The sequence below is a fragment of the Tenacibaculum sp. SM2510 genome, assembly GCF_057002845.1.
On sequence record NZ_CP192703.1, the window covers coordinates 2,151,710 to 2,177,634 of the forward strand.

The 25,925-nt window shown below is 32.6% G+C and carries 22 protein-coding genes; 16 read left to right on the top strand and 6 right to left on the bottom strand.

Translation table 11 applies throughout. The features are described from left to right. Positions 1-2 precede the first annotated feature (2 nt). From ACQ629_RS09645 to ACQ629_RS09690, 10 genes are all read left to right on the top strand, one after another. A complete protein-coding gene (locus tag ACQ629_RS09645; protein ID WP_483704500.1) occupies positions 3-743 on the top strand; it encodes a Na(+)-translocating NADH-quinone reductase subunit C in 741 nt (246 codons plus the stop codon). Positions 744-745: 2 nt separating this feature from the next. Continuing rightward, positions 746-1,390 (top strand): NADH:ubiquinone reductase (Na(+)-transporting) subunit D, encoded by a 645-nt coding sequence (locus ACQ629_RS09650; protein WP_483704502.1) that lies wholly within the window; start codon positions 746-748, stop codon positions 1,388-1,390. Positions 1,391-1,421: 31 nt separating this feature from the next. Next, positions 1,422-2,183: an NADH:ubiquinone reductase (Na(+)-transporting) subunit E gene (gene nqrE, locus ACQ629_RS09655; RefSeq protein ID WP_483704504.1), complete on the top strand. Its 762-nt coding sequence runs from the start codon at positions 1,422-1,424 to the stop codon at positions 2,181-2,183. Next, positions 2,183-3,496: an NADH:ubiquinone reductase (Na(+)-transporting) subunit F gene (nqrF, locus tag ACQ629_RS09660; protein WP_483704506.1), complete on the top strand. Its 1,314-nt coding sequence runs from the start codon at positions 2,183-2,185 to the stop codon at positions 3,494-3,496. Before nqrE ends, nqrF begins: the two co-directional genes overlap by 1 nt. A gap of 256 nt (positions 3,497-3,752) precedes the next feature. After that, a complete protein-coding gene (locus ACQ629_RS09665; RefSeq protein WP_483707197.1) occupies positions 3,753-5,105 on the top strand; it encodes a DEAD/DEAH box helicase in 1,353 nt (450 codons plus the stop codon). Beyond that, a complete protein-coding gene (locus ACQ629_RS09670; RefSeq protein WP_483704508.1) occupies positions 5,105-5,467 on the top strand; it encodes a Na(+)-translocating NADH-quinone reductase subunit F in 363 nt (120 codons plus the stop codon). The genes ACQ629_RS09665 and ACQ629_RS09670 overlap by 1 nt, the downstream gene beginning before the upstream one ends. An 892-nt stretch (positions 5,468-6,359) precedes the next feature. Next, positions 6,360-7,565, top strand: a complete 1,206-nt coding sequence (gene hflX, locus ACQ629_RS09675) for a GTPase HflX (protein ID WP_483704510.1) — start codon at positions 6,360-6,362, stop codon at positions 7,563-7,565. Between the two features lie 297 nt (positions 7,566-7,862). Next, positions 7,863-8,543 carry an energy transducer TonB gene (locus ACQ629_RS09680; protein ID WP_483704512.1) on the top strand — a complete coding sequence of 227 codons (681 nt, stop codon included), beginning with the start codon at positions 7,863-7,865 and terminating at the stop codon, positions 8,541-8,543. Between the two features lie 150 nt (positions 8,544-8,693). After that, a complete protein-coding gene (locus tag ACQ629_RS09685; RefSeq protein WP_483704514.1) occupies positions 8,694-9,425 on the top strand; it encodes an energy transducer TonB in 732 nt (243 codons plus the stop codon). 38 nt (positions 9,426-9,463) lie between these two features. Beyond that, positions 9,464-12,163 carry a TonB-dependent receptor gene (locus ACQ629_RS09690; protein ID WP_483704516.1) on the top strand — a complete coding sequence of 900 codons (2,700 nt, stop codon included), beginning with the start codon at positions 9,464-9,466 and terminating at the stop codon, positions 12,161-12,163. 346 nt (positions 12,164-12,509) lie between these two features. Here the strand turns inward: ACQ629_RS09690 and ACQ629_RS09695 are convergent, their stop codons facing one another. The 5 genes from ACQ629_RS09695 to ACQ629_RS09715 form a co-directional block, all read right to left on the bottom strand. Then, positions 12,510-13,577, bottom strand: coding sequence for a CNNM domain-containing protein (locus tag ACQ629_RS09695; protein ID WP_483704518.1), 1,068 nt, complete (start codon positions 13,575-13,577; stop codon positions 12,510-12,512). 89 nt (positions 13,578-13,666) lie between these two features. Next, positions 13,667-14,506: a DUF3078 domain-containing protein gene (locus ACQ629_RS09700; protein ID WP_483704520.1), complete on the bottom strand. Its 840-nt coding sequence runs from the start codon at positions 14,504-14,506 to the stop codon at positions 13,667-13,669. 28 nt (positions 14,507-14,534) lie between these two features. Then, the gene (locus tag ACQ629_RS09705) at positions 14,535-15,041 is read right to left on the bottom strand and encodes a DUF2480 family protein (RefSeq protein WP_483704522.1); all 507 of its coding nucleotides are present in this window, start codon (positions 15,039-15,041) and stop codon (positions 14,535-14,537) included. An 83-nt stretch (positions 15,042-15,124) separates the two neighbouring features. Then, positions 15,125-15,445 carry an iron-sulfur cluster assembly protein gene (locus ACQ629_RS09710; RefSeq protein WP_218772106.1) on the bottom strand — a complete coding sequence of 107 codons (321 nt, stop codon included), beginning with the start codon at positions 15,443-15,445 and terminating at the stop codon, positions 15,125-15,127. 11 nt (positions 15,446-15,456) lie between these two features. Continuing rightward, on the bottom strand, positions 15,457-15,882 hold the full coding sequence (locus tag ACQ629_RS09715) for a SufE family protein (RefSeq protein ID WP_483704524.1): 426 nt from the start codon (positions 15,880-15,882) through the stop codon (positions 15,457-15,459). 73 nt (positions 15,883-15,955) lie between these two features. Between ACQ629_RS09715 and ACQ629_RS09720 the strand changes: the two genes are divergently transcribed. Then, complete coding sequence (locus tag ACQ629_RS09720) at positions 15,956-16,882, top strand: PfkB family carbohydrate kinase (protein ID WP_483704526.1); 927 nt, start codon at positions 15,956-15,958, stop codon at positions 16,880-16,882. 76 nt (positions 16,883-16,958) lie between these two features. Further along, complete coding sequence (locus tag ACQ629_RS09725; protein WP_483704528.1) at positions 16,959-18,857, top strand: amidophosphoribosyltransferase; 1,899 nt, start codon at positions 16,959-16,961, stop codon at positions 18,855-18,857. A 73-nt stretch (positions 18,858-18,930) separates the two neighbouring features. On the opposite strand, the gene ACQ629_RS09730 is transcribed toward ACQ629_RS09725, so the two are convergent. Further along, a complete protein-coding gene (locus ACQ629_RS09730; protein ID WP_483704530.1) occupies positions 18,931-19,293 on the bottom strand; it encodes an SPOR domain-containing protein in 363 nt (120 codons plus the stop codon). A 215-nt stretch (positions 19,294-19,508) separates the two neighbouring features. Here ACQ629_RS09730 and ACQ629_RS09735 point away from each other — a divergent pair, with 215 nt between their 5' ends. Genes ACQ629_RS09735 through ACQ629_RS09750 form a run of 4 tightly spaced genes read left to right on the top strand, consistent with a single transcriptional unit; the run spans position 19,509 to position 25,918 of the window. After that, positions 19,509-20,798 carry a c-type cytochrome gene (locus ACQ629_RS09735; RefSeq protein ID WP_483704532.1) on the top strand — a complete coding sequence of 430 codons (1,290 nt, stop codon included), beginning with the start codon at positions 19,509-19,511 and terminating at the stop codon, positions 20,796-20,798. 31 nt (positions 20,799-20,829) lie between these two features. Continuing rightward, positions 20,830-23,970 (top strand): TAT-variant-translocated molybdopterin oxidoreductase, encoded by a 3,141-nt coding sequence (locus ACQ629_RS09740; RefSeq protein ID WP_483704534.1) that lies wholly within the window; start codon positions 20,830-20,832, stop codon positions 23,968-23,970. 27 nt (positions 23,971-23,997) lie between these two features. Then, complete coding sequence (nrfD, locus tag ACQ629_RS09745) at positions 23,998-25,398, top strand: NrfD/PsrC family molybdoenzyme membrane anchor subunit (RefSeq protein WP_483704536.1); 1,401 nt, start codon at positions 23,998-24,000, stop codon at positions 25,396-25,398. Next, entirely contained in the window at positions 25,388-25,918 is a 531-nt protein-coding gene (locus tag ACQ629_RS09750; protein ID WP_483704538.1) for a DUF3341 domain-containing protein, read from the top strand. Before nrfD ends, ACQ629_RS09750 begins: the two co-directional genes overlap by 11 nt. Positions 25,919-25,925 lie beyond the last annotated feature (7 nt).

A 25,925-nucleotide genomic window follows, 5' to 3' on the forward strand; every position in this document is an offset into this window, starting at 1 on the left:
TTATGAGTAAGAAAACAGACAGTAATGGATATACGCTACTTTTTGCCATAGGTATGGTATTAATAGTAGGTGCGTTGTTAGCTTTTACAGCTTCATCGCTTCGGCCAATGATAGATGCTAATAAGCGTATCGAAAAGCAACAAAATATTTTGTATGCAATGGGTGTAAATGACAATGATGAGAGCAGTGCCGTTTTTGTAGCAAAAGACAAAGTAGCAGGTGAGTTTTCAAAATATATCAAAAAGCAATTAGTTATCGAAGGTGATAAAACTACTGAAGATGCTGAAGCGTATTTAATTGATGTAAAAAAGCAACAAACAGCTGCAAAAGCAGGAAAAGTAAGAAAATTACCATTATTTGTTGGCGAAAAAGACGGTAAAGCGTTTTATATCGCACCAATTAGAGGTAAAGGATTATGGGATGCTATTTGGGCATACGTTGCAATGGATGAAAACATGGTAGTTCAGGGTGCTTTTTTCGATCATAAAGGAGAAACGCCAGGTTTAGGAGCAAATATTAAGCAACGCTATTTTATGGATGATTTCATTGGAGAAGATTTAATGAACAATGGTTCTTTTAAAGGAATCACAGTTTCTAAATCAAATAATGACCCGAAGAACGAAGATAAAAATGATAACGAGGTAGATGCAATTGCAGGAGCAACCATTACAGGTGATGGTGTTGCAGCAATGATTAAATCTGAATTAGGTTTATACGTGCCTTACTTTAAAACATTGAAATAAATATGGGACTTTTATCAAAAAAAGACGCAGTATTAATTACAGATCCGTTATTGGATAACAACCCAATTACGATTCAAGTATTAGGTATCTGTTCAGCATTAGCAATTACAGCAGAGCTTAAAGCTTCTATAGTAATGGCTGTTTCTGTATTATTTGTATTAGGTATAGGAAACGTAGTAATCTCTTTAATGAGAAACATCATTCCATCAAAAATTAGAATTATCGTACAGTTAATCGTAGTTGCTGCTTTAGTAATTATTGTTGATCAAGTATTAAAAGCATTTGCTTACGAGTTAAGTAAAACACTATCGGTATTTGTAGGGTTAATTATTACCAACTGTATTATTATGGGGCGTTTTGAGGCTTTTGCTTTAGGAAACGGACCATGGAGAGCTTTCTTAGACGGAATAGGTAATGCTTTAGGTTACGGTGCTATTTTAATAGCTGTTGGTTTCTTTAGAGAGTTGTTAGGTTCTGGTACTTTATTAGGATTTAAAGTATTAGGAGATCCAATTGAATTAACAGGATTGTATGCTTTCGGATATGAAAACAACGGATTCATGTTATTATCACCAATGGCATTAATTGTTGTGGGTATTATTATTTGGATACAGCGTAGTAAAAACAAAGCATTAATTGAAGACTAACACCGTTAGGAATCATTAAAAATATAGAAAAATGGAACATTTAGAATTATTTTTCAAGTCGATATTTATTGATAATATGGTATTTGCAACCTTCTTAGGAATGTGTTCTTACCTAGCAGTATCTAAAAAAGTAGCAACAGCCGTAGGTTTAGGGGCTGCCGTTATTTTTGTATTAGCTGTAACAGTACCTATCAACTGGTTATTAGATCAATATTTATTACAACCAGGAGCATTAACTTGGTTAGGAGAAGAATATGCAGATTACGATTTAAGTTTCTTATCATTTATCATGTTTATTGCAACTATTGCAACCATGGTACAATTAGTAGAAATTATTGTAGAGAAGTTTGCACCAGCATTGTATAACTCTTTAGGTATTTTCTTACCATTAATTGCAGTAAACTGTGCAATTTTAGGAGGGTCATTATTTATGCAATCTCGTGAAATTCCTACTTTAGGTTTATCATTAACCTATGGTATTGGTTCAGGAATCGGATGGTTTTTAGCAATTGTTGCCATTGCAGCAATTCGTGAAAAAATTAGATATTCATCTGTACCACCAGCTTTAAGAGGATTAGGAATAACTTTTATCATTACAGGTTTAATGGCAATCGGATTCATGAGCTTTGGAGGTATGTTAACAGGAGGTGATGATGAAGCAAAGAAAGAGGAAGCGCCTAAAACATCAGTTGTCAGTTCGAGCGCAGTCGAGAACAAAACAACAAAGAAGGTAGTAGCAGAAAAAGAAGAAGCTGAAAAATTAGCTGATAACCCTAAAAAAATTATAGAATAATGGTATTTTTAGAAGTAAGTACAGGAGGTACAGTAGCTGTAACAGTGATATCTTTTTTAATAATCTTATTAATTTTAGTAGGATTGTTATTATTTGTAAAACAAAAACTAGCACCATCAGGACCCGTAAAAATTACAATTAACGGCGATAAGATAATCGAAGTTGCATCAGGAGGTACGTTGTTATCTACTTTAGGGGCAGAGAAAATTTTCTTACCATCAGCTTGTGGTGGAGGTGGATCATGTGTGCAGTGTGAATGTCACGTAAATTCTGGTGGAGGTGAAGCTTTACCAACAGAAACACCACACTTTACACGTAAAGAATTAGCCAGTGGAGTACGTTTATCTTGTCAGGTAAAAGTAAAACAAGACATGGATATTTCTATTCCAGAAGAAATTTTCGGAATTAAGAAATGGGAAGCAGTAGTTGTAAGAAACTATAACGTAGCAACATTTATTAAAGAATTTGTAGTTGAAATCCCTGAAGATATGGGCTACAAAGCAGGTGGTTATATTCAAATTGAAATTCCAAACTGTGAAATAAAGTATGCTGATATGGATATTACTGCGCATCCAGAAGAGCATGATACACCAGATAAGTTTGAAGCTGAATGGGATAAATTTGGTTTAAGACCATTGGTAATGAAAAATACAGAAACTGTAGAAAGAGCATATTCTATGGCTTCTTATCCTGCCGAAGGGAGAGAAATTATGTTAAATGTACGTATTGCAACACCACCATTCGATAGAGTAAAAGGTGGATGGATGGATGTAAATCCAGGAGTTGCCTCTTCTTATATTTTTAACTTAAAGAAGGGTGATAAGTGTACTATTTCTGGACCTTATGGTGAATTCTTTATTAATGAATCTGAAGCAGAAATGTTATATGTAGGTGGTGGAGCAGGTATGGCGCCAATGCGTTCACACTTATATCATTTATTCAGAACATTAAAAACAGGAAGAACAGTAACATATTGGTACGGTGGTCGTTCTAAGGCTGAATTATTCTATATAGAACACTTTAGAGCATTAGAAAAAGATTTCCCGAACTTTAAGTTTTACATCGCATTATCTGATCCAACAGAAGCAGATAATTGGAAAGTGAAAAAAGATATCAGTGATGAAGCTGGAGATGGATTTGTAGGATTTATTCACAATTGTGTAATAGAAAATTACTTAAACCATCATGAAGCACCAGAAGACTTAGAATTGTATTTCTGTGGTCCACCATTAATGAACAATGCTGTTCAGAAAATGGGAGAAGATTTTGGTCTTGCTGATGAGAATATCCGTTTTGATGACTTTGGAGGCTAAAAACTCAATGTCATTACGAGGAAGTATGACGAAGTAATCTTTTCAATAAAAAATAGATTATTTTACTTTATTAGCGATGACTATATAATACATAAAAACCGATACAGCAATGTATCGGTTTTTTGCTTTTTATAACTTTTATGCCAGTTTATTTCCTTAATAATGATAAGATGATATTTTACATATTTTGTCAAAGTAATATACTTATGGTTTTTGAGTATAGAAAGCGTACCTTTGCGGCAAATTACTGTAAATGATTACTTTTCAAGATTTAGATTTATCAAATCCACTAAGAAATTCAATAGAAGAATTAGGTTTTGTTAACCCAACACCAATTCAAGAAGAAGCTTTTCCGATTATAAGATCTGGTAAAGACGTTGTGGGTATTGCACAAACAGGTACTGGTAAAACGTTTGCCTATATGTTACCTATACTTCGCGATTTAAAATTTTCGAAGCAAGTACACCCTAGAGTTTTAGTTGTTGTACCAACACGTGAATTAGTAGTGCAGGTGGTTAGCGAAATTGAAAAGCTTTCAGAATTTATGAGCTTACATACCGTTGGTGTCTTTGGAGGAATTCCTTTAAACAGACACAAGGAAGCCGTTGCGCAAGGTGCAGATGTTATTGTAGCAACTCCTGGACGTTTGTATGATTTAGCAGTAAGTAAAATACTAAAGCTTAAATCAATTCAGAAATTAGTGATTGATGAAGTTGATGTAATGCTAGATTTAGGATTTAGATTTCAACTATTAAATATTTTTGATTTATTACCAGAGCGTCGTCAAAATATTATGTTTTCGGCAACAATGACAGAGGATGTAGAGGCATTGATTGATGATTTTTTTACAGCTCCTAAAAAGATTTTCATAGCAGTAAGTGGAACCCCGTTAGATAATATTCAGCAAATCAGTTACGATGTGCCTAACTTTTATACAAAAGTTAATTTATTAAACGAGTTACTATCTAATAAAGAAGAGTATAGTAAAGTACTAGTTTTTGCGCCAAATAAAAGGAATGCAGATCGATTATTTGAATGTGTAAAAGAAGAATTTCCTTCAGAATCTTGTGTAATTCACTCAAATAAAACGCAAAACTACCGTATGCGTTCTATAGAACAATTTAATAATGGTGAAAAGCGGATTTTAATCGCTACTGATGTTATTGCTCGTGGATTAGATTTAGAAGAGGTTACACACGTAATAAACTTTAATACACCACATTTTCCAGAAAATTATATGCACAGAATTGGTCGTACTGGTCGTGCAGAACATGAAGGGAAAACAATTCTTTTCTCAACAAAAGATGAGCAAGAAGCAAAACTAAGAATTGAGGAATTAATGAATTATGTTATTCCGAAATCTGAAATTCCTGAACAAGTTGAAATTACCAAGCAACTAACAGAAGAAGAACGCCCTAAGGAGGAAGGAGAGCGTGATAAAAATAGAACTTCTTTAGAGTATGTTCCTGGTCCTGCTTTTCACGAAAAGAGTGAAAAGAATAGCAAAACAAATCAAGGAGGATCTTATCGTAGAGAAATTGCAAAAAAATATAAGAAACCTAAGACCAAAGGAGATAAAAACTTTAATTTACGACGCAAAAGAAAATAATGCAGGCACTTACAAAGCAAGAATTTCATAATTTAGGTATGAATATTGTAGGTAAAAAACTGCAAGAAAAGGGTTATGAGTTTGTCGCTATTAATAGCGAACTCAAAAAACACCCACAGTTTGTTTTATTTAAAAAAGGTGAACCTACCATTTTCGTTTTAGTAAAAACGACAAATAATATTCAAACGCCAGAAGAATACGATGTCTTGTGGATGGAAACATTTAAAGAACATGCCAAAAAGCAAAATGCAAAAGTTTGGTTTGCAGGTATTGGTATTGCTAATTCAGAAAGCGTAGAGTTGCCAGTATTTAAAGACAAGCCATATTATATAGCCTTTAATGATTTTATTAAAATTTTGTAGCTAGTTAATTCACTATATGTTTTTAAATATTCTTCTTAAGATGTCTTTATTTACTTCATAATATGTTGTTTTTAAGTTGTTTATTTAATTTTTTCGCATGATTACCGTGAGGTTATTGTGAAAAAAGGAAAAGAAATTACCAACTATACATGATAATGTGTAATCTACACATTGTTAGGTTTTTAGGTTTTTTTCGCTTTTATATGTTCGTATATTTGTAGTGGGGAAATTAAAAACTACAATTATGAAAAAACAATTATTTAAGGGGGTTCAAAACTTTTTCAAAAACATTTTAGATCAATTAGCCGAGTTTGGTAAAGCAGCAGGTTATGCAATAAATCATTAAAAAGAATTTAGTTTTGAAGAAAAACACTCGCTTTAAGAAAGGCGAGTGTTTTTTTATGCCTTCGTTTTAATGCTTCAATAAATACAGCCTAGCTTTTTAATATAAAAGAACTATAAATAATTAGTAATAATGACTATAGTTCTAGAGGTCTTAAAGCTATAATTTAGGGCTAACGTTAGTGTAGCAATAATGTAATAACTTTATGAAATTTATAATGTTACGTGCTAAATGATGGTTTTTACCAGCTACAAGAATAACGCTTTTGCAATGATGCGTATTATTATATAAAAAAAGTAAATGTAAAATTGTAGGGTTTAATTGAGTTACAAACACAAAAATAGTATCTTAAAAATTCACTTCAAAGGTATTAATAGGCGCAGTAAATCATTTTGTAAGTATTACTCTTAATACATTACATTATGAGTAATAGGTTTTAGGATGCAAATAGCGCAAGGCCTAAGAAAAGCAACTCTTTATAATAAAAACCAAAAAGTAACAAAGACAATTTAGATTTCCTAACTTGATAAATTTGTACTTTTGCAATCTATGGTAGAAACACGTGAAGCAATATCAGAAAAAGCGGTTTTAATTGGTATTATAACCCAGCATCAAAACGAAAAACAGTCTGATGAATATTTAGACGAGTTAGAATTTTTAACTTTAACAGCAGGAGGTGTTGCCGTAAAACGCTTTGTGCAAAAGATGGAGAAGCCCAATCCTAAAACATTTTTAGGAACCGGTAAATTAGAAGAGGTAAGAGCATATATTGAGTCTAACGGTATAGGTACCGCAATTTTCGATGATGAACTATCACCTGCGCAATTAAGGAATATAGAAAACGAATTAGATTGTAAAGTATTAGATAGAACAAATTTAATTCTTGATATTTTTGCAGGAAGAGCTCAAACCAGTTCTGCGAAAGCACAAGTAGAATTGGCACAATGTCAATATTTATTACCTCGATTAACAAGACTTTGGACACACCTTGATAAACAAAAAGGTGGAATTGGTATGCGTGGGCCTGGTGAAACAGAAATTGAAACAGATCGCCGTATCATTAGAGAGAAGATTACTTTGTTAAAGAAAAAATTGGCAACCATTGATAGGCAAATGGCAGTTCAGAGAAAAAACAGAGGTAAAATGGTACGTATATCATTGGTTGGTTATACGAATGTTGGTAAGTCAACATTAATGAATGTAATTAGTAAAAGTGATGTTTTTGCAGAAAACAAACTATTTGCAACTCTAGATACCACGGTGAGAAAGGTTGTAATAAAAAACATTCCTTTTTTAATGACCGATACTGTTGGGTTTATTAGAAAATTACCAACACAATTAGTAGAGTCATTTAAATCTACTTTAGACGAGGTTCGTGAATCAGACTTGTTATTACATGTCGTAGATATTTGTCACCCAAATTTTGAAGATCATATAGCATCTGTAAATAAAATTTTAGACGAGATAGGTTGTTCAAATAAGCCAGTCCTTATGGTTTTTAATAAGATTGATGCTTATACCCATGATACAATCGAAGAAGATGATTTAATTACTGAGAAATCAAAGATTCATTACACACTTGACGATTGGAAAAAAACTTGGATGAATGATTTGGGTAAAGAGAATCTTTTTATATCTGCTCTAAATAAAGATAATTTAGAAGACTTTAAGGAAACAGTTTATGAAGAGGTAAAAAAGATCCATATTCAACGTTTTCCTTACAATAATTTTTTATACCAAGATGATTTGCAATAAGGTATAGGTTGATTTTAGATAAAAAAGAGCATTAATATTTTCATTAATGCTCTTTTTTTATTATATTTATATTCGCTTAGCGAAAAAAAATAATAATATTTTTAACATTTTACCCCCCTAAAAATGAAAAATAATACACCTACCCACGGCAAATTATCAAAATTTTCTTTTGATAATACTATTCAAAGTAAAGTTTCAACTACATATTCTTATTTAATATTTTAATCAATTCAGTTTGATGGTATTCTATATTTTAAATATAGAATTATTATCACTGATCCCCTAAAAAGAAATGTAATGAAAAATCTAACTATAATAGCATTGTTTGTTTTTGGAATGCAACAAGTTCTCTGTCAAGAAATATGTGCTCCTAAAGAGCAGTTATATATTGATGTTAACACTCTAGATAATAGCAAATGTGTTATATCGGAAGATAAAACTCAAAAAAATACTTCTAAAGATATTTTAATATCACGAAAAAGATATTTAAAAAAACGTGTATATTTAAATAAGATGGTTTTTGCTGCAAGTAATTTAGAAGCTAATTCTGTTTTAAATACAGCGACTGTTAATCAGGTAGACAAAGAATTGTTGTTGGTTTTATTAAATAAAAAAAGAACAGAAGGAGTGCCTTTTGATGTGGTAGAAAAAATACCATCATTCCTGTCTTGCGAAGAAAGTGATTTAGATAGTGTTGACTGTTTTAATTACGAAATGCAAAAACATATAGTTAATAATTTTATTTACCCTAAAAAGGCCTTGAAAAAAGGACTTGAGGGTGATTTTGAAATTCGTTTTACTATTGATACTAACGGTAAGGTAAGTAATATGGATGTAAGCGGTACTAATAATAGTGAAATTTTAAAACAAGAAGCAAGAAGAATTGTGTCTTTATTGCCTCAATTTGTTCCAGGCGAACACAAAGGGCGTAAAACTGCTGTTTCATATAGCTTTCCAATGAGTTTCACTTTAAATTAAAATAGACATTCATAAAATTACATAGGGTTTTTCCTGTTTTTTACATTTTAACATTTATTTATAAAAATAAATAAATATATTTGTAGGCTAATTCAGCTTATACGTATATTTCGTTTAAGTGTTTGGTTTAGACTGTAATACCCCAATTTAATGAAAAAATTATTAATATTAATATTGATTTGTGCTTTTCCTATAAGCATTATGTCACAAGAAGTTTGTGAAACACCTGATGAAGCAGACTTAGATTTAAATAGTATAAGTATAACTAAATGTACTATTAAAGAGAAAGACAAGACAAATAAAAAAACAAGACAAATTTCGGTAAAGGTATCAGCAAGTAGAAGATATCTTAAAAAAAGAGCACCTATTGAAAAGCAAAAAGCAGCTGGTCTTGGGAGTTTAAGTATTGCTAATGTTGAAAAAACAACTGAAAAAATAGCAGTTATAAGCGCTACCACATCATCATTGAAAAATAACATCGAAGATATTAAAAACAAGATGTCTGCAGAGGAATTAAAAAAAGCGGAAAAGTTTAGTGCCGTTGATAAAATTCCATTATTTAACGCTTGTAAAAAAGCTAAAAAAGGTGAAAGAGTAGACTGTTTCAATGAGCAAATGGTTAATCATATATCTAAGCACTTTAGATACCCTAGTACAGCAATTAAGGAATCTATCCAAGGGGAGGTATGGGTTCGTTTTGTAATTGATAAAAACGGAGAAGTTAAGAATATTAAAACGTTAGGACCTAAAAACGGAGGAGTTTTAAATAGAGAGGCAGTAAGAGTGGTTTCAAAATTACCACAATTCATACCTGCGAAAAAAGACGGAGGTCGTACCTCTGTAAAATATGGTTTTCCTATTGCATTTGCATTGGAAGAGTAATTTCCCTAAATTAGAACAATCAATTAAAATCGAATACTATGCTTAAAAAACTACTATTAGGTTTTTTTGTTACATGCAGTATTGCTTTATCAGCACAAGTTGCAGTAACAGGAAAAGTTTATGACGAGTACTTAGAGCCTTTTCCAAGTGCTTTAATAAACTCATTACAAGGTAAAACAACTTCAGATATTGATGGGAATTTTACCTTACAAGTAAAATCAAGTTTTCCTTTTTCTATTCAGGTTTCGGCTTTTGGGTATAAAACTGAAGTTATAGAGGTTACCTCTAAAGATCAAGAGTTAAATATTATTTTAAAAGAAAATACAAGCTTAGATGAAGTTGTAATTTCTGCTTCAAGATCTCCAGAACGAGTTATTGAATCGCCAGTGACCATTGAAAGGTTAGGTATAAACGATATGAAAAAAGGAACTTCGGTTTCTTTTTATGACGGTGTTACTAATTTAAAAGGTATAACCTCTAGAGAAGCAAGTTATGGATTTAAATCTGTAAACTCACGTGGTTTTTCTAGTTTTGATAACACAAGGTTTGTTCAATTAGTAGATGGAGTTGAAACTTCAGTACCAGCATTAAACTTCTCTGCAGGTAACCTTGTAGGTTTATCAGAACTAGATGTAAAAGATGTTGAAATATTACCAGGAGCTTCTTCTGCCTTATATGGTGCAAATGCATTTAATGGTATTTTATTAATGAGAAGTAAGAACCCTTTTACATATGATGGAATTAGCACATATTTTAAAACAGGTTTTATAGAACAAGAACAATCGGGGTCTAATCAGTTTTATGATGTAGGTATTCGAATGGCACATAAGTTCAGCGATTACTTTGCCGCTAAAGTAAATTTAACGGTTTACAAAGCAGAAGAGTGGCATGCAAATGATGCTTCTAATACAACAGGTGTTGGAGGAGAAATTAAAGCGGGTAATAGAAGTGACTCGCCAGATTACGATGGTGTGAATTTTTATGGTGATGAGGCAAATTTCACATTCCCAGGTATAGGTAAAGTTAGTAGAACAGGATATGCTGAAGCCGATTTATATGATTATGATGGTTACGGAGTGAAATTTGACGGATCATTACATTATAGACCAATGGGTAATGATAAACTAGAAATAGTATATAATTCTCGTTTTTCTAAAGGAAATAATTTATATCAAGGAACAAATAGGTTTTCTCAAGAAGACTATTATGTTGAGCAACACAAATTAGAGTTGTTGGGTAAAAACTTTTTCGTTCGTGGATATTTTACGGGTAACGATGGAGGAGATAGAACACACGATTTGCGATTTGCAGGTCTTGCTATAAATAATAAATATAACCCAAACAGAACTTGGTTTGGTGAATATGCAGCTGCTTTTTCAGGAGATGTTCCAGGAGTTACACCAGGTAATGATGCTTCGGCAAGGTCTTTTGCAGATAGAAATAGGTTACAGCCCGGAACAGCCGCTTTTAATAAAGCATTAGATGAAGTAGTTACCACACCAATATCGCAGGGTGGAGCAGGAGTAAAAGATGAAACAAGTTTTTACCATGCAGATGCAAATTATAACTTTAGAGATCTAATTAAATGGGGTGAAATACAAATAGGTGGTTCATACCGTAAATTTAATATTAACTCACAGGGTACTTTGTTTACAGATGAAGACAGCCCTATTGAATTTGATATGTATGGTGTTTATTCACAAATACAAAAGAAATTTTTAGATGATCGTTTAAAGTTTACAGGGTCTGTACGTTATGATAAATCATCTAATTTTGAAGGTGATTTTTCTCCAAGGGTAGCATTAAACTATGCTGTAAAAGAAAATAAAATATTAAGGGTTTCTTACCAAACAGGTTTTAGAACTCCAAGTACAACAGAGCAGTTTTTTGGATTAAGATCAGGACCAAATACATTTCAGTTAGGTACATCATCGGATAATATTGAACGTTTTTCAGGGCAAGTTTTAAATAATGATGGAACTACTAATGTAATTACAGGTGCTGAAGTTTTCGAAAAGGCATTTATATTGGAAAACGGAGTTCCAGTAAGTATTAAACCAGTAGCAATTAAACCAGAGAAAGTATCATCTTATGAATTAGGGTATAGAAGTATTGTAAATATAACGGATACTAATATTTTAGAATTAGATATAAATGGTTATTATAACCAATATGATAACTTTGCAGCAGTAAAGAATGTATTTGTTCCTAATTATGGTGAGTTTGTAAATGGGGTGCCAGATGCAGATGCTTTACAGGCTATTAATAATGAAGATGTAACAGAGTTTGCCTTAAGTACTAATACAACAGCTAATGTACAGTCTTATGGTGTTGGAGTAGGTGTTAACACAAAAGTGTTTAGAACCTTTAATTTTGGTGTAAACTATACGTTAAGTAAATTAATTTTTGATCAAAATGATGATTTAGAGTTTGACGCAGGTTTTAATACACCAGAGCATCAAGTAAAAGTAATGTTTGGAAATGAAAATTTATTTAGCAATTTTGGATTTAATGTAAACGCTAGATGGCAGAATGAATTTTTATGGCAATCTAGTTTCTTAAATGGGAACGTTGATAGTAGAACAGTATTAGACGCGCAAATAAATTACAGAATTCCATCTTTAAAATCAAGAGTTAAAGTCGGTGGAACTAATTTAACCAAAAAAGAATATGTTGTTGCACCAGGATCAGGGTTAATAGGTTCTATGTATTACATATCTTGGACAATTAATAACTAATTGCAAATACAATTATAAAAAAAGGGAGTGATTTAAATCACTCCCTTTTTTTTGCTTTTTACTCAGGTTTATTATTGCAGGAAAACATATTCAATTTATATAATCTATTAGCTAAAAAATTGATTACCGTCTCTTGTAATCAACTATAAATTTATAAATGACATCCACGTAACTATAGGTAATTTGATTAAGTTAAAGGTAAAGTAACTGATGCATAAATATAGTATATGTGCATTTCAGTTTTTTAAAATTGCACTTGTTTTTGCATAACAAAAAACCAGAGATTTATATCTCTGGTTTAATTATTTATAATTATCTGTATTATTGACTTAACTTATTCTTAGGATTACTTCTTTTCTAAATCATTTATAATACCTAAGCGTTTTTTCCAATTCTTTTTAGCTAAGCTTTGTAAGTTTGCTACATTATCACTCTCATCCATAATTTCATAGCCTAATAACGTTTCAATTACGTCTTCTTGAGTTACTAATCCACTTACAGAGCCATATTCATCAACAATTAAAGCTAGGTGCTCTCGCTGCTCAATTAGCTTCTTAAATAGGCCAGGAATAGACAAATCTCTATCTGCAATAATAATATCTCTTTTAATTGACTTTAAGGGTTCATTTCCTTTTTTATCAATTAAAGCTAATAAGAGTTGATCTTTTAATATGTATCCAGTTATGTTGTCAGGGTTTTTAGAAAATACAGGGATTCTAGAGAAATTTAGAAGTTTATTTTTTTCAAAAAAAGATTCAATAGATTCGTTTTCATCAGCAATTTTAATAACCGTACGAGGTGTCATAATATGCTTTGCTTGAATATCTTTAAAATTAAGCATGTTTCTTATTACGTTACTTTCATTTTGTTGAAAAACACCTTCTTGTTCAGCAATATCAGTCATGGCAGAGAAATCTTCTCTACTTAAAATGCTTTCACCATGACCACCTTTGCCTCCAATTAATTTAGTAGTTAATTGTAATACCCATAAAATACCCGTCCATTTTAATGGAAATATCATTATTTTTAATGCAGTTGTAGTAAAGCTAGCAAGTTGTTTCCAGTAAGTTGCTCCTATTGTTTTTGGAATAATTTCTGAAGCCACTAAAATTAATATTGTCATGGCTGCAGAAACAATAAAAACACCGTAACCTTCGTCATTAAATAGCTTCTTAGCTTCAGTACCAACCAATATAGCACCTACTGTGTGGGCAAGAGTATTTAATGTAAGAATGGCAATTAAAGGCTTGTCTACGTCTTTCTTTAATGCTTCTAGCTGCGTAGCAAAACTTACACCTTCTTTCTTTTTTACATTAACGAAAGTTGGTGTTACACTTAGTAAAACAGCCTCTAATATGGAGCATATGAAAGAGAAAAATATAGATACTGTTGCGTATATTAGTAATAAAGTCATTCTTTTTAAATTTTAAGCAAAAGTAAGCAAAAAAGAAAACCTTAAAGAGATGACTCTTTAAGGTTTTCTTTTTTTTGAATAGTTATTTGTTAGAAACTGTAATTTACACCTAAACCAAATACTTCTTTTGTTTGAAATCCTTCAAAAGCATTATCGTCATAAATAGCTTGCATAGATAAATTGGCAGATAAATATTTATTTACCTTCATCACTACGTTTAAGGTGTAATCAATATCAACATTTTGAGCATCTTCTAGGTAGTTGCTGTATAAATTTAAAATATTTTCAACACTTACGTTTTTCATTACCTCAACCTTGTAGTACCCACTAATAGAAGCACCTAATTCGTATCTTGTGCTTTCACCTTGTTCTACGCCAAATGCTGGTCCAAGATCAGTTAAATGAGAATGCACTACAATAAGTTTAGAAGTTGCAGGAGCGAAGTTAACCTTTAGCCTGTCCGATTTTTTCCATAACATACCAGGACCTAATTGAAAATAAGCTGGAGAGAAAAAATGTGAAGTTTGTACGCCGTCAACATCTGTTGATGACATTTGTGTTTTAAAGTTTAAAAATGCTGAGTAATACCAGTATTCAGACGCCTTTTTACCAACAAGAGAATTTAATTCTAAACGATCATCTGTTTTTTGAATGTCTTCTTTTTTTATTTTTGTTAATCCGTAAGAAGCAATTAATTTGTTATCCCAAGTCCAATCATTTTTTGTATAGTTGAAGTCGTAATTCAAACTTAAAGTTCCTGAAATGTTATTTACACCACCAGCTAACCAGTTATTAAATGCAGATTGATTAAATAAGAAAGAAATATTACCTTCCTTTTTCCATCCATCTTTGTTTTCTTCCTTCTTTTCTTCTTGGGCACTCATTGATAATGCTCCTAGTAAAATAGCTACTGCTAATATTTTTTTCATTGATTTTGTGTTTTGTAGATAAATTGAATTATTTCTTTTTAAATAACGGAACTGTAGAACAAGCTTCGCCAAACATGATGTTTTTTGCTACGGGTTGCAATTTTTGTATTAAAAATGTATAGGCTGATGCAGGTATAGGTTTATTAGTGCAGCCTTTAATTATTACCGGTTTGTCTTGGTACTGCGTGTTATCTAATTTATTAATTAGTTCTTGGTAAATAACGGTTTCTAATAATTCTAAATTACCAACAATTATTTTTTCAGCAAATTCAGCTAAATGTGCTGTTAATAATAAATAAGCCCAAGAAGGAATAATCGCATCCGAAGAACATGTTAAGGCAATATAAGCGCCTTTGTATTGCGACCAATCATGATTTTTAACTTGTGCCCTAAAATCTTTCTCACGAAGAATTAATTCTTCATATAACCAACTTTTAATATCAAAAACAATACGTTGCCCTTTCGGATAATAATCTTCAAGGTCTATAGTGATTAACTTACTGGTTGCAATTTTGTTTATAATTTCTTCAGCCATATATTTTGAAACGTCATTGCGAATAAAAATGAAGCAATCTTTTTAACAGACTGTTTTGTTCTTGTTCGTAATGACAAATTTATTTAAAGCATTCCTAATTCTAATTTTGCCTCTTCGCTCATCATTTCTTGAGTCCATGTAGGATCGAAAGTAATTTCTACTTCACAAGCGTTAATTTCCTTTAACGATTTTACTTTCTCTTCAATATCAACAGGTAAACTTTCTGCTACTGGGCAGTTAGGTGAAGTTAAAGTCATTAAAATTTTAGCATTGTATTCTTCAGAAACAAATACATCATAAATTAATCCTAGTTCATATATGTCTACAGGAATTTCAGGATCGTAAATTGTTTTTAAAACACCAACAATTTTATCTCCTAATACTTCTAATTCTTTATCGTTCATAATCTACTTCTTTATTTTGTTAGTTTAGATTGCTGTGCAATCGCATACATTTTTATTTGCTTTACCATAGAAACTAAACCATTTGCTCTCGTTGGACTTAAGTGTTCTTTTAAGCCAATTTCATCAATAAAATCAGTTTTAGCTTCAATAATTGCTTGCGGAGTTTGGTTAGAATACACTCTTAATAATAATGCGACAATCCCTTTTGTTAAAATGGCGTCACTATCGGCAGTAAAAATAATAGTATCTGATTTTAATTCAGAATACAACCATACTTTCGATTGACAGCCTTTAATTAAATTTTCATCTAATTTATACGTGTCATTTATTAAAGGTAAAGATTTTCCTAAGTCAATTATATATTCATAACGTCCCATCCAGTCATCAAACATAGAAAACTCGTCAATAATTTCTTCTTGTATTTCTTTGATAGTCATTTTTTAAAACTATTTTTGCAGCGTCTAAAGACACTTTATTTAAAAGAGCAAAATTACAGTAAAAAAATAAGAAATGAGTAAATTATTAGCAGTTGGTACCGTAGCTTTTGATGCTATTGAAACACCTTTTGGTAAAACAGATAAAATATTAGGAGGTTCAGGAACTTTTGTAGGTTTAGCAGCTTCTCAATTTGGTGTTAAAACAGGCGTTGTTTCTGTTGTTGGTGGAGATTTCCCGAAGTCATATTTAGATATGATGAACAATAAAGGAATTAATACTGATGGTATTGAAGTTGTTAAAGAAGGTAAAACTTTCTTTTGGAGCGGTAAATATCATAATGACATGAATTCTCGTGATACTTTAATTACAGAATTAAATGTATTAGAACACTTTCAGCCAGTTGTGCCAGAAGCGTTTAAAGATGCAGGTATTGTTATGTTAGGTAATTTACACCCATTAACACAAGCTTCAGTTTTAGATCAAATGACTGAAAGACCTAAATTAGTAGTATTAGATACTATGAATTTTTGGATGGATATTGCTTTAGCAGATTTGCATACCGTTTTAAAACGTGTAGATGTTATTACAATTAATGATGAAGAAGCACGTCAATTAAGTGGTGAGTATTCGTTAGTTAATGCAGCGAAGAAAATTCATGAAATGGGGCCAAAATATGTTGTGATTAAAAAAGGAGAGCACGGAGCTTTACTATTTAATGAGGGTAAAATGTTCTTTGCGCCAGCATTGCCATTGGCAGAGGTTTTTGATCCAACAGGTGCAGGAGATACTTTTGCAGGAGGTTTTTGTGGGTATTTAGCAAAAACAGAAGATGTTTCGTTTGAGAATATGAAAAACGGAATTATCTACGGATCCAATTTAGCTTCGTTCTGTGTAGAGAAATTTGGGACACAACGAATGGAAGAATTAACAAAAGACGAAGTGCAAACACGTTTGCAGTCTTTTAAAGAATTAACACAATTTGATATAGAGTTATCATAAATACAAATCCGCGCTTTTTGCTGCGGATTTTTTTTTACAACAAAACAACAACAACACACAATTAAATATTTTTCAAATGAGTGACGCTATAAAACACGAATGCGGTATTGCAATGGTTCGATTATTAAAACCATTACAGTATTATAAAGATAAATACGGAACGGCATTTTATGGTGTAAATAAAATGTACCTGTTAATGGAGAAACAACACAATCGTGGGCAAGATGGCGCAGGTTTGGCAAGTATTAAATTTAATGTAGAACCAGGAACAAGGTATATTAGTAGAATACGATCTAATCAATCACAGCCTATTCAGGATATTTTTGGAAAGATAAACGAAAGAATTGCAGGTGTTTTAGAAGAAAACCCTGATAAAACAAGTGATATTAAGTGGCAAGAAGAGAATGTGCCATACCTTGGAAATCTTTTTTTAGGACACGTTCGTTATGGTACTTTTGGTAAGAACTCTATAGAAAGTGTACATCCTTTTTTACGTCAAAGAAACTGGAAACATCAAAACTTAATTGTTGCAGGTAATTTTAACATGACTAACTCTAAACAGTTGTTAAACGATTTGGTAGATTTAGGTCAGCATCCAAAAGAGTTTACGGATACTGTTACTGTTATGGAAAAAATCGGACATTTTTTAGAAGATGAAGTTTCTGAATTATATATAAAAGCCAAAGAAGAAGGTTACAGTAAAAAAGATGCTTCTGGTTATATAGAAGAGAATTTAAATATTCAAAATATATTACAGCGTTCAGCAAAAAACTGGGATGGTGGTTATGCTATGGCTGGTTTATTAGGTCATGGAGATGCGTTTGTTTTAAGAGATCCATCAGCAATCAGGCCCGCCTTTTATTATCAAGATGATGAAGTCGTTGTTGTGGCATCCGAGCGTCCGGCAATTCAAACAGTATTTAATGTGCCTATTGATAAAATTAAAGAGATAGACAGAGGTCATGCATTAATTATAAAAAAGAACGGTGAAACAGCAATGTCACCAGTTTTAGAGCAACGCCCAAAGAAATCTTGTTCTTTCGAACGTATCTATTTTTCTAGAGGAAGTGACGCTTCAATTTATGAAGAGCGTAAAAACTTAGGGAAGTATGTTTTTCCTGAAGTTTTAAAATCTATCGACAACGATATAGAAAATGCCGTTTTTTCATACATACCTAATACAGCCGAAACATCTTTTTTCGGAATGATGGAAGCAGCAGAAGATGTTTTAAATCAACAAAAAACAGCCGCTATTTTAGCAGGTGACGGTAAACTATCTAAAGAAGTAGTTGTAGAGATTTTATCAAAAAGACCCCGTTTCGAGAAAATTGCAATTAAAGACGCAAAGCTTAGAACATTTATTACTGATGATAGTAGTCGTAATGATTTGGTGGCGCATGTATACGATGTTACTTACGGTGTTGTTAAGCCAACCGATAATTTGGTGATTATTGATGATAGTATTGTGCGTGGTACAACTTTAAAGAAAAGTATCATAAAAATATTAGACCGTTTAAATCCGAAGAAAATAGTAGTAGTTTCTTCAGCTCCCCAAATTCGTTATCCAGACTGTTATGGTATCGATATGGCAAAAATCAATGATTTTATAGCTTTTAAAGCTACATTAGAGTTGTTGAAAGAAACAAATCAATATCATATTATAGATACGGTATATGCTAAGTGTAAAAAGCAAGAGATTAGTGAAGATAAAGATGTTGTAAATTATGTAAAAGAAATTTATGCGCCTTTTACTGATGAGCAAATCTCAGCTAAAATTGCACAAATGTTAAAAACACCTGAAATAAAATCTGAGGTAGAAGTTATTTTTCAACCTGTTAGTGGTTTGCATAAAGCATGTCCTGATAATTTAGGAGATTGGTATTTTACAGGAGATTATCCAACAGATGGTGGTAACCGCGTAGTAAATCAAGCTTTTATTAACTTTTATGAAGGGAGTGATAAGCGCGCTTATTAAAAACTGCCTAAATTATAGAAATAAAAAAAGCGAAATCATTTGATTTCGCTTTTTTTATGCTTTGTTGTTTGATTTATAGTGGAATAATGATAGCTCCGTTAAATTTTTCTCTTATTTCATTCAAAGATCTGTCTGCTTCTAGTTTTGTTTTGTAGTTGCCTATCTGCACTTTCCATTCAGGAGATTTATAAACTAATTTGGTGTAAACGCCTGGGTATTCAACCTGAAACCTATTACGTAAACTTTTAGCCTTTCTTTCTAGTCCATTATATAACTGAATCCTGTATCCTGTTCCGTTATATTTGTTGTAGTGTCTTTTTTTTTCGATTAGTTCAGTAATGTCTTTATTATCAGTGATGTTATCTTGAGCGTTGATGTTAAAAACACCAATTACCACACCTAAAATTAAACTTAGTATAATGCTTCTTTTTTTCATTTTATTAAAACTTTTTACAAAAGTAACGACTTGCAATTTAATAGATTGTCTGTGCAAGTTATTTAGAATAACTATAAATTATAAATTAGCAATCTCTTAACATTTCACAATTTAGACAGAAGTAGTACTTTTGTCTAACTTTCTATCTGCTATTTTTAGAATAGTATTATAGAAAAAAATGTGCCAAAACAGATACAAAACTTATATTTAACAGTATGAAAAGTGTGAAACATCACAGTAAATTAACCCAGAAACTCGTAAAGAGTTTAGCTTTCTTTTTAGTTTTATTTATAAGCTTTTCAGCGTTTTCTCAAGATATTGATGAAGTTCGCCAGAAAGAAGGGAAAAAATTATTTAAATCTTTATGTGCTTCATGTCACAAGTTAGACAAGAAACTTGTTGGGCCTAAATTAGCAGGTATTGAAGAAAGAAGAGAAAACGATTGGTTAAAGTCTTGGATTAAAGACAACGCTGCGTTAAGAGCTTCTGGAGATAAAGATGCAATTGCTATCTTTGAAGAGTATAAAGGTTCTAACATGACTGCTTTTCCTCAATTAACAGATCAGAATATCGATGATATTCTTTATTACACAACTGTTGGAGAGGTTGCTAAACCAGGTCAAGTAGTAGTAGCCGCTGGTGGTACAGAAAAAGGAGATTCGCCAAGATGGTTGTTGTATGTTTTAGCAGCAGCTATTATTGTAGCTTTTTTAATTATTGCTAATTTATTAAAAACAATTAGTGAGTTAAAAGGAGCTCCTAAAACACCTGGTATGCTTGGTCAATCGGCTGAGTTATGGGCAGGTATTAAAAAGAATACTTTTTTACATGTTTTAGCTGTTGTTTTTGGAGCTTTAATTGGAATCTACATCTTATTCGGAACCTTATTCCAAGTAGGTGTTGATGAAGGTTATCAACCAATACAGCCTATAGCATTCTCTCATAAAATTCACGCAGGTGATAATAAGATAGATTGTCAATATTGTCATTCATCGGCAAAACATAGTAAGACATCAGGTATTCCTTCTGTAAATGTTTGTATGAATTGTCATAAAAATATTTCTGAAGTAGCAGATGATACTAAAGTTGTTATGGATGATCATACTTTAGTAAAGTCAGACTTAGATAAAGAAATAGCTAAGATTTATGAAGCAGCTGGTTGGGATGCTGACAACTTAGAATATACTGGTAATACTAAACCTGTAAAATGGGTTAGAGTACATAATTTACCAGATTTTGCATACTTTAATCACTCACAACACGTAACCGTAGGAGGAGTCGCTTGTCAGAAATGTCACGGTCCTGTAGAAGAAATGGAAGAAGTATATCAATACTCTCCATTAACAATGGGTTGGTGTATAGATTGTCATAAAACAACGAAGGTTGATTTAAAGGGCAATGAGTATTATGCTAAAATTCATAAAGAATTAGCGGCAAAGTATGGTGTTGATCAAGTTACAATTGCTCAACTAGGAGGAAAAGAGTGTGGTAAGTGCCACTATTAATCAATTAGAAAGTAGAAAAACACGTATATAAATGGCTTCAAACAAAAAATACTGGCAAAGTGTTGAAGAACTTAAAGGTAGTTCTGTTGTTGAAACGCTGCGTAATAATGAGTTTGTACAAGATATTCCTACAGATGAGTTTTTAGGTGATAAAGAAACATTAGAAACATCATCTACATCACGTAGAGATTTCTTAAAATACGTTGGATTTACAACGGCAGCTGCATCATTAGCTGCTTGTGAAGGTCCCGTAAGAAAATCAATCCCTTATGTAGTGCAACCAAATGATATCGTTGTAGGTGTTGCTGATTGGTATGCAACTACAATTGCAGATGGTTTTGATTTTGCAAACGTATTAGTAAAAACACGCGAAGGTCGTCCTATTCTTGTAATGCCTAATAAGCAAGCAGGAGGAGAAACAAATGCACGTACTCAAGCATCTGTTTTATCTTTATATGATAGCGAATTACGTTTAAAAGAACCTAAAAAAGGAGAAGCTGAAATTTCTTGGGCTGATGCCGATAAAGAAATTGTAGCTAAACTTAATGAATTAAAAGAAGCAAACGAATCAGTAGTTTTATTAACAGGTACTTTAGCGAGTCCTTCTACTGAAAAAGTAATTGCTGATTTTACGGCAGTATACCCAAACGTTAAGCACGTTGTTTATGATGCGATTTCAGAAAGTGCAACTGCCGATGCTTTTGAAGCAATGTACGGTAAACGCGCTGTTCCTAATTACGATTTTAGTAAAGCAGAAGTTATTGTTTCTGTAGGTGCTGATTTTATTGGTGACTGGCAAGGTGGATATGAGAAGTCTTATGCAGATGGGCGTAGAGCCGAGTCTGGTAAAATGTCTTACCATGTTCAAATAGAAAGTAATATGTCTTTAGCAGGAGCAAACGCTGATAAAAGAATGGTTGTAAAGCCTTCTGATCAAGTATATGCTTTGGTTAATTTATATAATGCTGTAGCAGGAGAATCACTTCCATCTAAGGCAACAAAATTTGATGCTGAAATTAAAAAGCTGGCTAGCGATTTAAAGAAAGCGGGTTCAAAAGGAGTAGTAGTTACAGGTTTAAATGATAAAAACGCTCAGTTAATTGCTTTTGCAATTAATGAGAAATTAAATAGTGAGATTTTCGATACTAAAGCAGTTAATTTAACGCGCCAAGGTAACGATACTCAAGTAGCTGAATTAGTTGCGGATATTAAAAGTGGTAAGGTTAAAGGTTTAGTAACTTATAACACAAACCCTTTATATACACTAGCAAATGCATTTGAATTAGCAGAAGGAATTAAAAAGTTAAAATTATCTGTTGCAATAGCTACTCAGAATGATGTAACAGCTAAGGCAACACAATATACATTACCAGCGCCTCATAACTTAGAAAGTTGGGGAGATGTTACGGTAACAGCAGGTACTTATAGTTTAATGCAGCCTACTATTTCTCCGTTATTTAATACACGTCAGTTACAAGATGTGTTATTAAAATGGTCTTGTAGTTCTGTAAACTATTACGATACTTTAAAAGAATTTTGGAGCACTACTGTTTTAGCAGGCGCATCTTGGAATCAAGCATTACATGATGGTTTCTTTAAGTCAGAAATGATGTTAGATGAAGAAGCTTTCAAATCTACAGTAGATATAAACACTAGTGCAGCTGAATTAGTTAAAGATGCAAAGGCATCTTCAGGATTCGAATTAAACTTATATTCATCAACTGCATTAGGTGATGGTAAACAAGCAAATAACCCTTGGTTACAAGAACTACCAGATCCTATTACGCGTGCAGCTTGGGATAACTACTTAACCGTTTCTATGGCTGATGCTAGAGAATTAGGTTTTGAAAATCCAGTGAAAGATAACGGAGCAATTAATGGTAACTACGCTAGCGTAACAGTAAACGGGGTAACAATTAAGAATGTTCCTGTGATGATTCAGCCAGGTCAAGCAAAAGGATCGGTTGGCTTAGCATTAGGTTACGGTAGAACTGAAGGGTTAAAAGAAGAGATGCAAGTTGGTATCAACGCATATCCTTTCTTAAAAGATGGAAACAATGTACAATACAATGTTACTATCGAGAAAACTTCAGGATGGCATAAGTTTGCTTGTACTCAGGTACAAAGTACACTTGCAGGTCGTCATGATATCTTAAAAGAAGCTACTTTACAGCAAGTAAATAATAAGAATTTAGACCCAAAACATACTTGGAACAAGCCAGCAATGGTTTCTTATGACCACCAAGAAACAGCGGCTAGTAAAATAGACTTATGGGATGATCATAATCGTGAAGTTGGTCACCACTTTAATTTATCTATCGATTTAACATCTTGTACAGGATGTGGGGCATGTGTAGTAGCATGTCATGCAGAAAATAATGTACCAGTTGTAGGTAAAGATGAAGTAAGAGTAGGTAGAGATATGCATTGGTTGCGTATCGACCGTTATTATTCTTCTACGGTTGCAGATAAGCAACATGAAGCTTCAATGACTATTGAAGAATTCAAAGCGGAGAATCCTAGCTTAGCGAACAAAGACGTTGAAAGAAAGTATACAGAAAGAGTTTTAGAATTAAGTAAAGGTGATTTATTTGACGCTTTAGAAAATTCTGCTGAAAACCCAGAAGTAGCTTTCCAACCAATGATGTGTCAGCACTGTAATCACGCACCATGTGAAACAGTTTGTCCGGTTGCAGCAACCTCTCACGGTCGTCAAGGTCAAAATCAAATGGCATACAACAGATGTGTTGGTACAAGATATTGTGCAAACAACTGTCCATATAGAGTTCGTCGTTTCAACTGGTTTAACTATGCTGAAAACAATGAATTCGATTTCAACATGAACAACGAATACGGTAAGATGGTATTAAATCCAGATGTAGTAGTTCGTTCTCGTGGAGTTATGGAAAAATGTTCTATGTGTATTCAAATGACTCAAGCAACTATCTTAAAAGCTAAAAAAGAAGGTAGAGCTGTAAATAAAGACGAATTTGAAACAGCATGTTCATCAGCTTGTTCTACAGGAGCAATGGTGTTTGGAGATGTAAACAATTCTGAAGATGCAGTAGCAGCATTAAAAGAAGATAATAGAGCTTTCCACGTGTTAGACTATATTGGTACAAAGCCAAACGTAGTATACCAAGTGAAAGTAAGAAATACAAACGAAGCTTAATAATATAATTAATAAGTATATAGATTTATGTCGTCTCATTACGAATCATCTTATAGAGAACCTTTAGTGTTGGGTAACAAAAGTTACCACGATATCACTGAAGACATTGCAAAACCTATTGAAGGTAAAGCAAATCAAAATTGGTATATCGCATTTTATATTTCTTTGGCAGCAATGCTATGGGGATTTGGATGTATTTTCTACACAGTCGGTACTGGTATCGGTGTGTGGGGATTAAACAAAAACATCGGTTGGGCTTGGGATATTACCAACTTCGTATGGTGGGTAGGTATTGGTCACGCAGGAACTTTAATTTCGGCTGTACTGTTACTATTCCGTCAAAAATGGAGAATGGCAATTAACCGTTCGGCAGAAGCGATGACAATCTTTGCGGTTTTTCAAGCAGGGTTATTTCCAATTATTCACATGGGACGTCCATGGAACGGATACTGGGTATTACCAATGCCAAACCAATTTGGTTCGTTATGGGTAAACTTTAACTCACCGTTATTATGGGATGTATTTGCAATATCAACCTATTTATCTGTATCGTTAGTTTTCTGGTGGACAGGTTTATTACCAGATTTTGCAATGATTCGTGATAGAGCAGTAAAGCCTTTTCAAAAGAAAATATATGCTTTATTATCTTTCGGATGGTCAGGTAGAGCAAAAGATTGGCAACGTTTTGAAGAAGTATCTTTAGTGTTAGCAGGTTTAGCAACACCATTAGTACTTTCTGTGCACACAATTGTATCGATGGATTTTGCTACTTCTATTAACCCAGGATGGCACTCAACAATATTTCCACCTTACTTCGTAGCTGGAGCAATCTTTTCAGGATTCGCAATGGTACAAACTTTATTAGGTATAATGCGTAAGGTTACGAATATGGAAGCTTATATTACACGTTTACACGTAGAGTATATGAATATCGTAATCCTTTTAACAGGTGGTATTGTAACTGTAGCGTATGCAACAGAATTCTTTATCGCATGGTATACAGGATCCCCTTATGAAAATTATACATACTTATCATTTGGAGCTGAAGCAGGACCTTATGGTTGGGCATTCTGGGCACTTTTATGGTGTAACATTATCTTACCACAATTATTATGGATTAAGAAATTAAGAAGAAGTTTTATCTTCTCTTTCATTATCTCAATCGTAATTAACATTGGTATGTGGTTTGAGCGTTTTGATATTATCGCAATTGTATTAAGTAAAGGACATTTACCATCTACATGGTGGCGTTTTGAACCAACATTTGTTGATGTAGGTATTTTTGTAGGAACTATCGGGTTCTTCTTTGTATTATTCTTATTATATGCAAGAACATTCCCAGTAATAGCACAAGCAGAAGTTAAGACAATCTTGAAATCTTCAGGAGAGAATTTTAAAAAACTAAGAGAAGAGAACAATGAGCACTAATAAAGTAATTCACGCATTTTATAATGATGATGATATCTTAATGGATGCCGTTAAGAAAATCAAAGGAGAACATCATCATCACATCGAAGAAGTATTTTGTCCTTTTCCTGTTCACGGATTAGACAAAGCATTAGGATTAGCGCCAACGCGTTTAGCAATTACTGCATTCTTTTACGGAATTACAGGTTTATGCTTTGCTGTTTGGATGACTAATTACATGATGATTCAAGATTGGCCACAAGATATTGGAGGTAAGCCTAACTTTAGTTGGTTTGCAAACATGCCAGCGTTTGTGCCGATTATGTTTGAATTAACAGTGTTTTTTGCAGCTCACTTAATGGTAATTACTTTTTATATGAGAAGTAGAATATGGCCATTTAAAGAAGCAGAAAATCCTGATCCAAGAACGACCGATGATCATTTCTTAATGGAGATTCCTGTTCATGGTAATGAAGACGAGTTAAAAGCATTGGTTGAATCAACTGGGGCTGTAGAAATTAACATAGTAGAAAAGCACTAATAAAGAG